At 56.4% G+C, this 14,325-nt stretch carries 10 protein-coding genes; all 10 read left to right on the top strand.

Annotation, left to right across the window (positions count from 1 at the left end):
* Positions 1-269 precede the first annotated feature (269 nt).
* Positions 270-2,234: a carboxypeptidase-like regulatory domain-containing protein gene (locus M5R41_09030; protein ID MCZ7556530.1), complete on the top strand. Its 1,965-nt coding sequence runs from the start codon at positions 270-272 to the stop codon at positions 2,232-2,234.
* A complete protein-coding gene (locus M5R41_09025; GenBank protein ID MCZ7556529.1) occupies positions 2,231-2,551 on the top strand; it encodes a TonB-dependent receptor in 321 nt (106 codons plus the stop codon). Before M5R41_09030 ends, M5R41_09025 begins: the two co-directional genes overlap by 4 nt.
* The gene (locus M5R41_09020; GenBank protein ID MCZ7556528.1) at positions 2,494-2,988 is read left to right on the top strand and encodes a hypothetical protein; all 495 of its coding nucleotides are present in this window, start codon (positions 2,494-2,496) and stop codon (positions 2,986-2,988) included. The genes M5R41_09025 and M5R41_09020 overlap by 58 nt, the downstream gene beginning before the upstream one ends.
* A gap of 388 nt (positions 2,989-3,376) precedes the next feature.
* Positions 3,377-5,272, top strand: coding sequence for a T9SS C-terminal target domain-containing protein (locus M5R41_09015; protein ID MCZ7556527.1), 1,896 nt, complete (start codon positions 3,377-3,379; stop codon positions 5,270-5,272).
* 55 nt (positions 5,273-5,327) lie between these two features.
* Positions 5,328-7,586, top strand: a complete 2,259-nt coding sequence (locus tag M5R41_09010; protein MCZ7556526.1) for a choice-of-anchor D domain-containing protein — start codon at positions 5,328-5,330, stop codon at positions 7,584-7,586.
* A 100-nt stretch (positions 7,587-7,686) separates the two neighbouring features.
* Entirely contained in the window at positions 7,687-8,523 is an 837-nt protein-coding gene (locus tag M5R41_09005; protein ID MCZ7556525.1) for a T9SS type A sorting domain-containing protein, read from the top strand.
* 8 nt (positions 8,524-8,531) lie between these two features.
* Positions 8,532-9,059: a hypothetical protein gene (locus tag M5R41_09000; GenBank protein MCZ7556524.1), complete on the top strand. Its 528-nt coding sequence runs from the start codon at positions 8,532-8,534 to the stop codon at positions 9,057-9,059.
* A gap of 52 nt (positions 9,060-9,111) precedes the next feature.
* Complete coding sequence (locus M5R41_08995; GenBank protein ID MCZ7556523.1) at positions 9,112-10,617, top strand: T9SS type A sorting domain-containing protein; 1,506 nt, start codon at positions 9,112-9,114, stop codon at positions 10,615-10,617.
* A gap of 10 nt (positions 10,618-10,627) precedes the next feature.
* A complete protein-coding gene (locus M5R41_08990; GenBank protein ID MCZ7556522.1) occupies positions 10,628-13,111 on the top strand; it encodes a hypothetical protein in 2,484 nt (827 codons plus the stop codon).
* A 299-nt stretch (positions 13,112-13,410) separates the two neighbouring features.
* The gene (locus M5R41_08985; protein MCZ7556521.1) at positions 13,411-14,052 is read left to right on the top strand and encodes a hypothetical protein; all 642 of its coding nucleotides are present in this window, start codon (positions 13,411-13,413) and stop codon (positions 14,050-14,052) included.
* Positions 14,053-14,325 lie beyond the last annotated feature (273 nt).

Genomic DNA, 14,325 nt, shown 5'->3' with positions numbered 1-14,325 from the left:
CTGCTGTACCAGATATCGGTCTCCGATATCACTGAGCAGGGAGCGGTTTTGACGGACCGCGTTGAACAAATCATCTGGTGATCGATGTCGTTTTTCTCCCATATGTTGTTCACTCCCGCGTTTTGCGGGAAATGCACTGCGAACGCGCGTCCCCGTTGAGGTAGGATGCGCGTTTTTTTGTGCGATGATCACGAGCATCGATTCCACCTGTACCGGCACAGTAGGTGCGATACACTCGGCACACCAGTTAACAAAAGAAGCTTCAGATTATGGCACGTATACTTCTGTTTTCAACTGTTCTTCTGCTTATTGGCTCACAAATCCTGATTGCGCAAAAAGTGTCCCTTCACGGCACAATACGTGATGCCGAAAGTGGAGAGGCGCTGGTGGGAGCCAGCGTGCTGGTCGTGGGCGCAAGTATCGGCGCATCAACGGACATCGACGGGAAATACATCATCCGGGGACTGGCCGAGGGAAACGTCAGCCTCAGATTTTCGTATGTCGGTTACACGTCGAAAACTTTGACCGGGATCAAACTTGCCGCGGGAGACAGCAGAAAAATCGATGTAGCGCTGACGCCCGAGGTTTTCAGCACCGACGAGGTGGTCATCTCGGCGGAGCGGGAGGTATCAACGGAGAGTGCGCTTCTCGCGGCGCGCAAAGCCGAATCAACGATCGGTGACGGCTTCAGCGCCGAGCAGGTCAAACTCTCACCTGCCGCCACGACCAGCGACGCGCTCAAACGCGTAACAGGCGTCACGATCATGAGCGACAAGTTCATTTACGTTCGTGGCGTGACGGACAGGTATAATGCTACTCAACTCAATGGCGTCACCGTGACCAGTACCGATACCGATGTCGACAAGAAGAGTTTCGCCTTCGATCTCATTCCCGCGAATATGGTGGACAATACCATTGTCACAAAGACGGCGACCCCCGATTTACCGGGAGATTTTACCGGCGGTCTGGTGCGGATGAATACTCTGGATTTTCCGGATAATCCCATGTTCCGTATCGGAATATCAGGATCCTGGAGCACCGAAATAACGGGAAAAGACGCATTGGTATCACAGGGCGGAGGCAGCGACTGGCTTGGATATGACGACGGCAGCCGGACCTTTCCCGATACGAAACTCAACCTCTACGACATCGGCAAGACGCTGCCGAATACCTGGGCGCAAAAATCATCCAAGGCTCCTCTCAACGGTGCTTTCGATATTTCCTTGGGAAACCGCCTTTTCCTCGGCGAGGGAACGCAATTCGGCGCCATCGGTTCGTTCACCTACCGCAGCGGGTTTAGCAGAGAAGAGACGGAATACAACAACATCGAGGGCGGTACGACCATTCTGACTGGTACCGGGCAGCGGGATAAATTCAGCGTGCTCTGGGGTGGTATAATGAACATGAGTGCCAAGTTCGGTGGTACCCATAAGGTGAGCCTGAGAAACAGCTTCAACCAGTCGGCCGAAGATAAACTGTCCAGGTTGGATGTATCCGGCGACAACCTCAATCCTTCGGACATACGCATCACGGAGTGGGATGAACGCGCGGTGCTCGCTTCGCAGCTTTCGGGCGAACACCTGCTGATGTCGTTTGGCGGATTGAGCCTGGAGTGGCGCATGGCCTACTCGCAGTCCATCGCCGACGAACCGGACAGGAAGCAGTCCATTTTTCAGGAGGTGGACCAGGATGTCTGGGCATTGTCGATAGCAGACCGCGCATGGTCCAATCTTGATGAATATTCCCGCAGCGTGGGATCCGATGCGATGATGCCGCTCGGCGGGCAGGCGAAGCTCAAGATAGGGGGACTCTTCGAAAAGCGGGAGCGTTACTATGACATCAAGTTCTTCCTTACCGAGCTTGAGCGAGGAAGCCGGAATTTCGATCTTCTCCTGCTTCCGCTCGAAGAGATTTTCTCGCCTGAAAATTATGGCAAGGATAAATTCGTCATGTCCGTTCTTTCTGACGCCCGCGACAAATATCGGGGAGCACACACGCTCATAGCCTACTACGGCATGCTGGATTTGCCGTTCAGGCTGCTGAATCAGCGGTTCCGTATGACAGGCGGAGCGCGGATTGAGAATTCGGAGCAACTCGTCTACACGCTCAGCCCGTTTTCTACGAACGAACTCTACAGGGCGGAGGTGCGGAACGTGGACGTGCTGCCATCGATGAATTTCACCTGGCAGGCGATGGAGGACATCAACGTGCGTCTGGCATACAGCCACCCGTGAACCGTCCGGAGTTTCGCGAGCTGGCCTCCTTCTATTTTTACGATTACAGCGTATATGAGGGGACCTTCGGCAATCCGTTGCTGAGGCGTGCCTTGTCGAAGAATCTCGATGCGCGGGTGGAACTCTTCCCCGGTCTCGGCGAGGTGCTGGCGGTGAGCTGGTTCAGGAAGGAAATGAAAGATCCGATCGAAATGAAAATCCTCATTTCCTCCAATCCGGAGCGCACCTGGTTCAATTCCCCGCACGGTGTGAACAGCGGTTGGGAGTTCGAAGTCCGAAAGTCCCCGGATTTCTGGGCGACTACTGGAGCAATCTGATCATCGGCGGCAATTACACTATTGTGCATTCCGAGATCGAGTACCTTCAGGGATACAAGGTTGACATGGGTGGCGGTGTATACATCGACGAATTCCGCACCGAAACGCGTGAGATGCAGGGGCAGTCGCCTTACATGGCGAATCTGTACCTCGTATTCCGCGAGCCCACACTGGGCACCGCGCTGAGCCTGCAATACAATTCCTTCGGCAGGCGCATGCATGCCGTCGGCGATTACCGTGAATCGGATGTGTATGAACTTGAACGCGGTGTGCTGGATCTCACGATCACGCAGCCGTTGACCGGAGCACTGGAAATGAAATTCAGTGCGCATGATCTGAATCCCCGAGACCTGGTATTCGAAACGCGCACCGGAGATCCGTACCGCAGAATACGGAACGGATCGGTGTATTCCTTCAAGCTGTCGTATTCGTTGTGATTTGTTGAACGAAGCGTTACGAAACGGTAAGGCTGAAAGGAAGTTCGCACCCAATTCTCACACATCCGGAGATTTGTCCTAACACGGGCGCTGTAGATTGCAGATGTGTGACGCGAGGAGAGGAGATGGGGGGGGTGTTGAGGATGTCGGATGCGTTTCTCCGTTATGAAGCGCCCGGTGTTGACGCGCCGGATCGGACCTGAAGATACTGGTGATCTCCGCGGAGCAGGGCCTGCTGTCGTCGTTTCGGCGCGCAGACCGCCGCGGAAAAGCGGAAGGAGCGTTGTCGGACCAAACGGAGAGGTGTATGATCTGATCGAAAAGAGCCAAACTGAATGCATTAACACAATACAAACTGACTACCCTTCATAATACAACGGAGACAAACATGAAACGTTTTCAACTCGCTTTGGCTGCCGCAGCGCTGATACTCCTCGCTGGGACGGCAATGGCGCAGATCAAGCCGACAGCAATACTCGGCCCCGGCGTTGGTTCGGGCCGGACCGTCTATCACCAGGTAGGTAACCGCACGCTTACCGCAGACAGCGTGTATATCCTTACTGGTATCTACTTCGTCGATTCAACCTATACGTTGACCATCCCCGCCGGCACGCTGATCCTCGGTGATTCGGCAGCCGTGCTTACCATTTCCAGAGGTGGGCAGATCCTCGCGACCGGCACGGCTCTGAATCCGATCGTGATGACCAGTGCGAAGCCGGTTGGTGAACGCCGTCCCGGCGACTGGGCCGGTGTGGTGATACTGGGCAACGCCCCGACAAATCAGGTCAATCCGCAAATCGAAGGCGGTATTGTTCCGGGTTCCTACGGCGGCCCGAATCCTACGCACAGCAGCGGTACTTTCCAGTACGTGCGCATCGAATACGCAGGGTATCGCTTCCAGTTGAACAACGAAACCAACGGTCTTACCCTCGGCGGCGTCGGCAGCGGCACGACCATCGATCACGTGCAGGTCTCGTATTCATTCGACGACGGCTTCGAATTTTTCGGCGGCACGGTCAATGCGAAATATCTCGTAACGGTTGGCGAAACCGACGATGGTTTCGATACCGACTTTGGATATAGCGGAAAGGTTCAGTTCGGCTTTGGCCTCAAAGATCCGAATTACTGGGATCCGACGGACAACTCGCGCGCCATCGAAACGGATAACTGCGGCAGTTCTTCCTGCTACGCCACGAGTCCGCGTACCAATCCCATCTTCTCGAATTTCACTCTCGTTGGTCCCAAACGCACAAATGCCACCACCATTCCGACTGGTGAGCGCTTTGATTATGCTCTCATGTTCCGCCGCGGTACGCAGCAGAATCTTCTCAACAGTGCGGTGCTTGGTTACGAGCGCAGCATGTCCTTCCGCGATGTCGAGACATACAACTCCATCGACTATCCTTCCTATACGAACGAGCTTATTCGTGTCCGTAATACGAGTTTCGCTTCCTTCGTCGGGACAGTCGACTCTGTTGAGACTAGTGGCACCGGTGTCGACAAGGCGAACGTCAATGCATGGCTCAATCGCAATGGTAATATCTGGAGCGCCGCGTCGCGGCAACCAGACGCTCTCGGGCTTCAAAGCATGTCGTCTTTGACCAATCCCGACCCGCGTCCTCTGACAACTTCGGAGTTGGCTTCAGGAGCAGACTTCACTGGTCTCGATCCCTTCTTCACCGCAACCGCCTACCGTGGCGCATTTGATCCCAACGCATCCTTGAGCTCGCAGTGGACTGCCGGCTGGACGGAATTCGACCCTCAGAGCCGCGTGTACAACATCCCGGCCAACGCGACCTACAATCTGCACAACGCGGGCTGGAACATCGTGTCGGTCCCGACCTTCGTGGCCACCGACTCCACTGTCAACACTATCTTCCCCGGTACTGTCGGTACGACAGTGTACGGCTTCAACGGCACGAGCTACAACAGCATCCCTGGTACGGGCACGGTGAGCACCGGCGCAGCCTACTGGGCGTACTGGCCGACTTCCCGCACGACCTACACGCAGGGTAATCCGGTTAACAGCTTCAAGATCACGGTAAACCAGGAAGGCTGGGTCCTCATTGGTGGTGTGAACGGCACCGTCCGTGATATCTCCCCTGCAAATGGTGATGCCGACGTTGTGACCACACCTTCCAATCGCATTCTTGCCGGCGACGTATGGGGCTACAATGGCGCCACGTACGAAACAGTGAATCAGATGAATCCCGGCCGCGGCTACTGGGTGTACATCACCGGCGGCAGCTTCCCAGTGGACATCACCGTAACCAAGAATTTCTGATCTCCAAAACAACAAAATGTTCCAGCATAGCTTTTTCAATCAGGAGCAACATAGAATGAAAACGAAATTTCTCTCACTGCTCATAGTGCTCGCGCTGGCTGCACCTTCGGTGTTCGCGCAGGGCGTAAGCTTCCAGAAGCAGATCACCGTGACGCGTGGCACGACCGTGCTGTCGGTTTCCCTTGGAGTGAATGGTGACGGGCGAGGCGGCAACCCGGACAACAGTGTCGGTCTCGATACCGATCCGGGGCTTGGAGTATATCAGGAAGCACCCGCTCCGCCGGCACCGCCAAGTATTCCTGTCCTCGATGTAACATTCCGAACACTTCCCGGCCGCGTAACCTCGATCCCGGACGGCCTCGGATCCACCGGCTCGTATAAGGATTACCGCAACTATTTCGGCAGCACCCAGGTGGACTCCTTCATGGTCCGCTTGCAGGGTGACGATTTCGACATCAACGGTGCGACACTCTCCTGGCCGAATGATCTCGCGTCCTATGGTACGACCTGGACAATCAAACCGCGCAGTGGTTCACTTTTCCCGACCACAGACATGATTGCGAACACCTCAGTGGTCATCCCGGGTCCGAATTCGGGATCGCCTCTGGATGTGATCATCATCAAGACCGGTGCCTTCGCACCCGCTCCCGTGAATTTCTCCGTCAGCCCAAGCCCCGTCGCTTTCGGTTCCGTCAATGTCGGCAACACGGCGACGCAGACCCTCACGATCACCAACACCGGTACGTCTGCAGCCCTTACCATCACCGCGATTACCAACACCTTCGCGGGTACGGATTTCACCTTCGTGACCGCCCCGACTCTTCCGATCAACCTCAATCCCAGCCAAAGCACAACCTTGCAAGTGCAGTTTGCTCCGTTGGCGGCCGGCGCACAGAGCGCAGGCATCACCTTCACGCATAATGCAGCCGGTTCCCCGACGGTTGTGAACGTCACCGGCAGCGGCAACGCGCAGGGTGGCACGCTGTGCTTCCGCAGCGAAGGCCAGAATGTCGGTGATGCTCTCACCGGCCTTCAGGACACTGTGCAGCTTTCCGATTATGCTGGTAAGGCACTCCGCTCCCTGCAATTCCGCATTGTCAACGGTCCGACCAGCCGCCTCGTTTCCGTCGCACGCGGCGCCCGCATTGCCGACCCCGCAAAGTGGATATTCCAATACGAAATCGGTCGCGGTCCCATCGATCCGCTGACCTTCGCAAGCATCGATACCATTCGCCTCGTGATCCTCGGTGTGACGGATTCCATCGATGCCTTCAGCGGCGCCACGGACATCGCTTACTTCCAGTATGCGACGACCAATACTCCGCTTGATGCGAGCACGACGATGGAACTCACCGAAATAATCGGCTCGACCACGCTTGGAGAAAATGCGCAGGTTACCGCATGCACATCCAATCCCCAGCAGATCCTGATCACCGATCTTGGTGTCGGTCAGAAGGGCGATGCCAATGCCGACGGTTTCATTGACATTCTTGACCTTCTCCAGGTTATCGATCACATCCTCGATCGCATCACGCTCCAGGGCTCGGAATTCATCCGTGCCGACGTCGCTCCTTGGCCCGCCGGTGATGGCAATCTCGACGCAACGGACGTTGCGCTTCTCCAGTCCATGATTCTGAACGGCGAGTTCCCCGATGGTACGCCGCTTCCCTTCACGGGCAACCGCAACTCGGCCAGCAAGTCCGCTTCCCGCGCAACGCTGTACCTCACCGTCAGCGCTTCGCAGCTCGACGCCCGCGTCGAAGCAGTGGTTCCGGTCAAGGGTGTGCAGTTTGATCTTCAGGGCGCCGGAATCGCCGGAATCGGATCTTCCGATAACGGTACCGTCCTCAGCGGCCGCAACGACCGCGTGCTGTATTACAACTCCAACGGCGTCATGAACGCGCAGCTCTTCAGCATCCCCGTCGCTTCCGTGGACGTGGCCGCGCTGAACGTCGCCAATATGACCGTTGCCGATGCGCAGAACAACGCGATGGATGTGGAAGTCGTGCTTGTGAAGCGTGCCGCCACCGCTCCGGATGCCTTCGCCCTCGAGCAGAGCTATCCGAATCCATTCAATCCGTCGACCACGATCAGCTACACGGTACCCGTCTCCACGCAGGTTCGCCTAAGCATCTTCAACAGCGTGGGCATGGAAGTCCGCAACCTGCAATCCGGCACCGTCGAAGCCGGTACGCATTCGATCACATGGGACGGCACGGACGCCAACGGCGCCGCGGTGACCTCCGGTGTGTACTTCTATCGTCTGTCCGCCGACGGTTTCTCCGCCGTCCGCAGCATGATGCTGACGAAGTAATCCGCTTCACATAGACGACACAGCGCCTGACCCGCGCGTTAACCCGCGCGGGTCAGGCGCTCAATAAAACGCTTATTAAACGCTCACATATGAGGAAATCATGCGACGCTTCATTCTACCGCTTCTTCTACTGATTGCTTTCGCCGCGCCTCTTTCGGCACAGGTATCGTTCAAGGTCCCGGTTTTTGTCCGCTGCGGCAATATCGGCGATACGCTGTTCATCGGCGTCAATCCCGGCAACACCGTTGGCATCGATCATGACGACAGCTTCGGTGAGTTCCAGGAAGGCATGATGCCGCCGCTTCCGCCTCCCCCGTTCAATTTCGACGCGCGATTTATTTCACTGCCTGGACGCGTGGCTACGTTTCCCACAGGACTCGGTACAGGGACGAATCGCGATTTTCGAGGGTATGTCGACGCGGCGCAAATCGATTCATTCCGCATCCGTTTTTCCGGTGATTTACTTGAGACCGAGAACGTGATCATCTCTTGGCCGGAGGGTCTTTCCAGCTATGCCACGAAATGGACCATCAAACCGCAGTCGGGTACAGATTGGCCGGAAACGAACATGATAACAGATACGATGGTCACGATACCGCCATTTGGATCTCCCTCGGTTATCATCATCAAGGAAGGCGCACGGCTCGTGAGTGTCGGTTACAGTCCTGTGGCGGCCGATCTCGCACTCGAGCAAAATTACCCCAATCCCTTTAATCCGACGACGACGATAGCTTTCACACTGCCGCAAACCGCTGCCGTGCGTATCGCCGTGTACAATGTACTCGGAGCGCAGGTTGCCGTTCTCGGTAACGGCATGTGGGAAGCGGGGAGGCATACGCTGCGGTTTGACGCGAGCGGACTTCCGAGCGGAAGCTATGTGCTCGTGCTTCAAAGCGGAGCGACAGTACTCTCACGCTCGATGATGTTGCTACGGTGATCGAACACATGAAACTGATTTCCACCCTCGTCGCGCTCCTGCCGCTCTTCGTTCTGAGTGCCGCCGTATCCGTTGCGCAGCCGGTGCAGGTGCCGCTTGCTGATTCACTTCGCTTCACGGTAGAGGACGCCAACGGGATGCAGCACACGCTGCTGCTGGGCTATCACGAAGCCGGCACGCCGGGGTACGAGTGGGAACTCGGCGAAGGCGCCGTGCCACCTGTTCCATTCGAAATGGCCTTCGATTTTCGTTTTCTCGATCCGCCGGGAGTGAAGCGCGTGCCCAACACAGGTGCCTACCGCGATATACGGAGTACCGCCGCCGGCCGCATCGATACCTTCGTGGTCCGCTATCAGCCAATGAACGAGGGCTATCCGTTGAAATTCACCTGGTCGCTGACGGACGCATCGCGCTTCATTGCGCTGGAGCTCCGGACGTCCGACGACAAGCTCCTCGTAGCGGATATGCGGATTCGTAATGAAACCATTGTCCACGAACGCGGCACGCAGGTTCTGCATATCATCGCGCGGCATTGACGGCCGACCCGCTCCCGCAACCATGAACGCATTTTCACGACAGAGGATTGCCATGTACAGCATTTCACCACAATGGTTCATTATCGCGGCGCTTGTGCTGCTCTCCGGCACTGAATTTACGGCGATCGCAGGCGGCGGCGCACGCAACGCGTCGCAGGGAGGCGCCGTTGCGTTCGAGTCCCCGGAACGGACGCGTATGGACAACTCGCGCGGCTTTATCGACAGTATCGGACTGTACGGCTATGAGGGTGGTCCGCTCAAAGCGCTGCAATTTCGTGTGCGCAACCTGAACGGCAGGATACGCATCACCGGCGTGGAGCTCGATCCGTTGCTCAAAAACGACCCACGCTGGTTGTGTATGACGAATATTCAGCGAAGCACCGTGCTGCCTGATCTCTCCACCAACGACACTGTTTCGGTGGTGATACTCGGTCAGGATGATGCGGTGCTGGAACCGGCCGCTCTGCACGGCCTCATCCGATTCACGTACGACGCCGTCGACGTCAGCAATCCGGGTCCGCACGAAACCCGGCTGGAGATCTTCGATGTGGTCGGCTCGCTCGTCGGAGGGACGGACGCCGGGCTCGCGGCGGGTGGGATGCAAACAATCGTGCTTCGCAACACGGTGGAAAAGGCCGATGTGAATTTTGACGATGAAGTGAACATCAACGATCTCCTGAGCATTATGCATGTCATACTCGGCAAGGCAACGTTCCAGGGCGATGCGCTGCTGCGGGCCGACATTGCTCCATGGCCCTTGGGTGATGAATCGATAGACGTGAAGGATTTGGCAATGACACAACAGGTTATACTCGACGGACAGTATCCGAACGGCATACAACTTTCCGCGCCGTCAGAAAATGTGCGCAGCGCCGCGAAGTCGACGGATGTACAGGCGCAGGCGAAGATCACGGTGTATGTCACCAAGCGTGGGGTGGTTGTGCGCATGGAGAATACGCTCAACGTAAAAGGTATACAACTCGAACTGAGTAATATTCCCTCGGTACCGGATACCGCAAAAGTAAACACAATCTGGGGACCCGGATCAAAAGGTTATTCGAACAACGTGCTCCGCATCATTGCTGCGGATCTTTCGAGCGGCAGCGTGGTGTCGCCCGGCAACAGACTGGTAATCGAGATGTTGTTCGACATTGCCAATCCTCTGCAAGTGAGTTTCAAAAAGCTTATCGTGGCAAAAGAAGACAACAATCCCATTACCGACGTTGAAGCGTCCATCGTGTATGGATCACCCAACCCGGTGGAGGAGGCGATTGATCTGCCGAGATATGAACTCGGACAGAACTACCCGAATCCGTTCAATCCCTCTACTCGCATTCAATTCAACCTGCCCTCGGCTGGCAATGTGCGCCTCGTTGTGTACAATCAGGCGGGCGACGAGGTCGCCACACTGTATTCAGGCTGGGCCGAAGCCGGCCGGCATTCCGTTGAGTGGAATGCACTCGGTAGTGGCGGCGAGCGGCTGGCGTCCGGTGTGTATTTGTACACCTTGTACACCGCGCGGACCCGATTCTCGAGAAAAATGATGTACATGCAGTGATCGTGTAGAGATGGACCGTCATTTCGCAAGTGGAGCCACGCCGACGCAGCATCGAGGTTGCGTCGGTCTGCGAGCAATCATATTCCTCGCATGTCTCGCGATTTTCCCGGACTCGCTCCACAGCCAAGGTTTCGATATAGGCTGGGCGGACGGCTATGCCTTGCCGGGGACGAACGGGGTCGTGCATGCGGTTGCGGTCCGGGGAGAGGAGATTTTCATCGGTGGTGATTTCACGACAGTCGGTGGTGTGAGGGCAAAGAACATCGCACGATGGGATGGTGAGAACTGGACAGCGCTTGGCAGCGGGGCAGACAGCACGGTCTATGCACTTCTGGCGACAGCCGATGCCGTCTACGCGGGGGGAAGCTTCAACCGGGCGGGTGGAGTACTCGTCAAGGGTGTGGCCCGATGGAGCGGCAACAATTGGTCTGCGTTGTCCGACGGTGTTGTCGGCACAGTGCGCGCGCTCGGGATGTGGAAGGACAGTGTGGTGATTGGTGGATTCTTCGCGATAGGCGGCGGCATCATCGTGAATAACATAGCCAAGTACGCGAACGGGCAGTGGTCGCCTCTCGCGACCGGTACGAACGCGGAAGTACGGTGTATCGTTACGACGGACAGTGCATTGTATATCGGCGGGGGATTCAGCGGCGGCGTGCAGATGTGGAACGGCGCACGGTGGCAGACTTTTGCCAGCTATTTCTTTGGCACCGTGTCGGCTCTTGCCGTTGAAGGATCGAATATTGTCATAGGCGGTTCGTTCTATATAAGCCCCTTGTCCGGAGCACGGTATCTGGCCCGAGCGAACGCTGGATCGTGGCAGGAATTCGCCGGAGGTGCGAATGACGAGGTGAATGCTCTGCACTACTATGACGGGAGACTCGTTGCGGCCGGTCTGTTTACCAGCATCGGTGGTCAGCCACGATCACGCATCGCGGAGTGGAATGGGACGTCCTGGGCCGCAATAGATGGAGGGATGGATGGTGCGGTCCATGCGCTTGCGTCGTATGGTGATAAGCTGGTCGCGGCGGGCATTTTCGCGCATGCGGGAAACTTTGGCACGTCGAATGTAACAGTGTTGCGCGGTACGGCATGGTTTCCCTTCGGCATCGGTGCCAACGGTGGCATTCGCGCCATCGCCGTGTCCGATACGGCACTGTTCGTCGGTGGTGATTTTACCTCCATCGGCGGGACGGACGCCCAGTTTATCGCTTCATGGAATGGAAGCCGCTGGCTGGCTCTTGGTCATGGCTTCAATTCCAGCGTGTTCACTTTGAAGATACTCAACGGATCGCTGTATGCAGGCGGTGCCTTTACGCGGTCGGGTTCAGCGCCGATGAATCGCATTGCGCGCTGGGACGGTAGCGCCTGGCATGGGTTGGCAGACGGAATGAACAGCGCAGTCGATGTGCTGGAGATTCATGCATCGACACTTGTTGCCGGGGGATTGTTCACATCAGCGGGCTCGGTTTCTGCGAACGGCGTCGCACGTTGGAACGGGAGCACATGGTCCGCATTTGGGAGCGGAATCAATGGCCGGGTGTTCGCTCTCGCATCACATCAGGGATCGCTGTTTGCCGGTGGTTCGTTTTCCTCGGCAGGTGGAACTCCCGCGCAGAATCTCGCGCGATGGAACGGCAGCCAATGGTTCTCGATGAGCAATGCCACGAACGGTACTGTGCAATCCCTCTGCTCTGCGGATTCGCTGTTGTACGTCGGCGGGCGCTTCACGGTGTTGAATGGACTGAGCATGCCGTTTCTTTCCCGATGGAATGGATCAGTGTGGTCAAGCCCGGGTGCGGGCGTCAATGGTTCGGTACTGAGCATCACGCGTTATGATACGCTGTTAGCTGTTGCAGGCGAATTCACCGCGGCGGCGGGAATCCCTTCGGGGAAGGTTGCCTTCTGGAATGGCAATTCCTGGCTGGGCACCGGGTCAGGGACTGATACGACTGTGCGTGTTTTGGCCGAAAGCGACAGCGGTCTGTACATCGGTGGCGATTTTTTAACCGCCGGACAAAGGCCGGCATCACGTCTCGCCCGTTACCGGCAGCCGTACATCGTGCCTTTCGAATCGGGTTGGAATATGGTGTCATTGCCGTATTCCGCTGCCAGAACGCAGGCGTCCTTCTATTTCCCCGATGTTGTCGGCAATCTGTGGAGCTTCGAATCGAATCAGTATCAGGCGGCGAGCGATCTTCGGAACGGCCCCGGTTATTGGGTGTATCTCCTGTCGCCGACCTCCATACCATTTGCCGGAACACCGATTCAATCCGTACAGCTGCAAGCACCGGACGGCGGACGCTGGTACATGCTTGGGTCAATCAGCCGGGTGGTTCCCGTGTCCAACATCGCGACAATCCCATCCGGAGCAATTCTACCCGGTAGCATCTATGAATATATATCCGGACAATACCGCCAGGCGCAGGTCATTGAACCGGGCCGAGGGTACTGGGCGTATCTGCTCCATCCCTGTACAATTCTATTACAGTGAGAAAGTGCGAGGTCATGGTGCTGATTCTTGCTTCGCCGCGGTGGATGGCTTACCTGGAGCACGCCACATGCATCATCTCCCGACACACAGCGCCCGTCGCGGCTCTGTTCTTTCTAAACATGGTTATCGCAGCACAACCGCTGGCATCTCAGCAAATGGATGAGCCCACAGAAGCGAAGCAGACACAAGGATTGTTCCTGCCGGAAATGCACAATTGCTCTCCGCTGTCCTTTTCTGCGGGCCGTGAACCATCCCCTGTATTTGGACTCTATCTCCGGGATTATCCACAAGAAGGTACGATGGGGCGATCCAATACGGTCAGCTATCTCGGATGGAACATTCTTGGGCAGGACACAACCGACGGGGGTATGTGGCTGAATTTCGAATACGATTATCATGGTTGGTTCGAACACAATATGGACATCCGCGCAAAGAATGGAGCATTTGTGCGTCGAATGAAAAGTGCGATTGATCGTGAAAGCGGAGCCGGTGTTTCGAAAAGCTGGGCATTCGACCATATCACTCTTCATCACGGGCGCACAGATGCAGGGAGTGGTAATCCGCAGATAGAATTCTCCCTTGATCCATCACCGGATTTCACACGTCTCCAGGTACATGGACAAATAATAAGCGTCAGAAGGATGGTCAGCAGAGCGGTAACCCTGAGAGCGGAGGGTGTGGCGATCATAGATTGGGAGGCGTCGAATGTCATAGATCTTCACATTTCCGGACCGGTCGAATTATCATTTCGCAATACACTTCCGGGACAGCGGTTGATCCTGGTGATTCGGAATCCGGACGGTCATTCGCTGACTTGGCCAACCACGATACGTTGGCCCAGCGACGGAAATGTCGGCGTCAACGCACCCCTGCAGAGTGTTGAACTCCTCGCATTGGATGATATCATTCTTGCCGGGCATCTCCGTACCTATCGAGAGTAAGGTTTATCCCAACTCCTAGACGAGAAGAGTTACGATGTTATCACTCCAGAGAAGCTCTCATAGTATCGTCTATTGCTGCATTCTTGCGTCCATATTCGGCTTTGGAGCAGTTCGGGCGCAGGAGGTCTCGTACATCATTCCGGATATCGGAACGCCCGGGATGGCGACATATATCGAGGGGATAGGACCTGCTGACCGGATCGGGAATTTCGGACCGGACGGCCTGTATCTCAATACACAGGGGAGCGCTGTGCGCCTTGAATGTGTCGAGGC

The organism is Bacteroidia bacterium (assembly GCA_027493955.1).
GTDB lineage: Bacteria > Bacteroidota > Ignavibacteria > SZUA-365 > SZUA-365 > JAOSJT01.
This window is presented reverse-complemented; position numbering and strand designations above follow the sequence as displayed.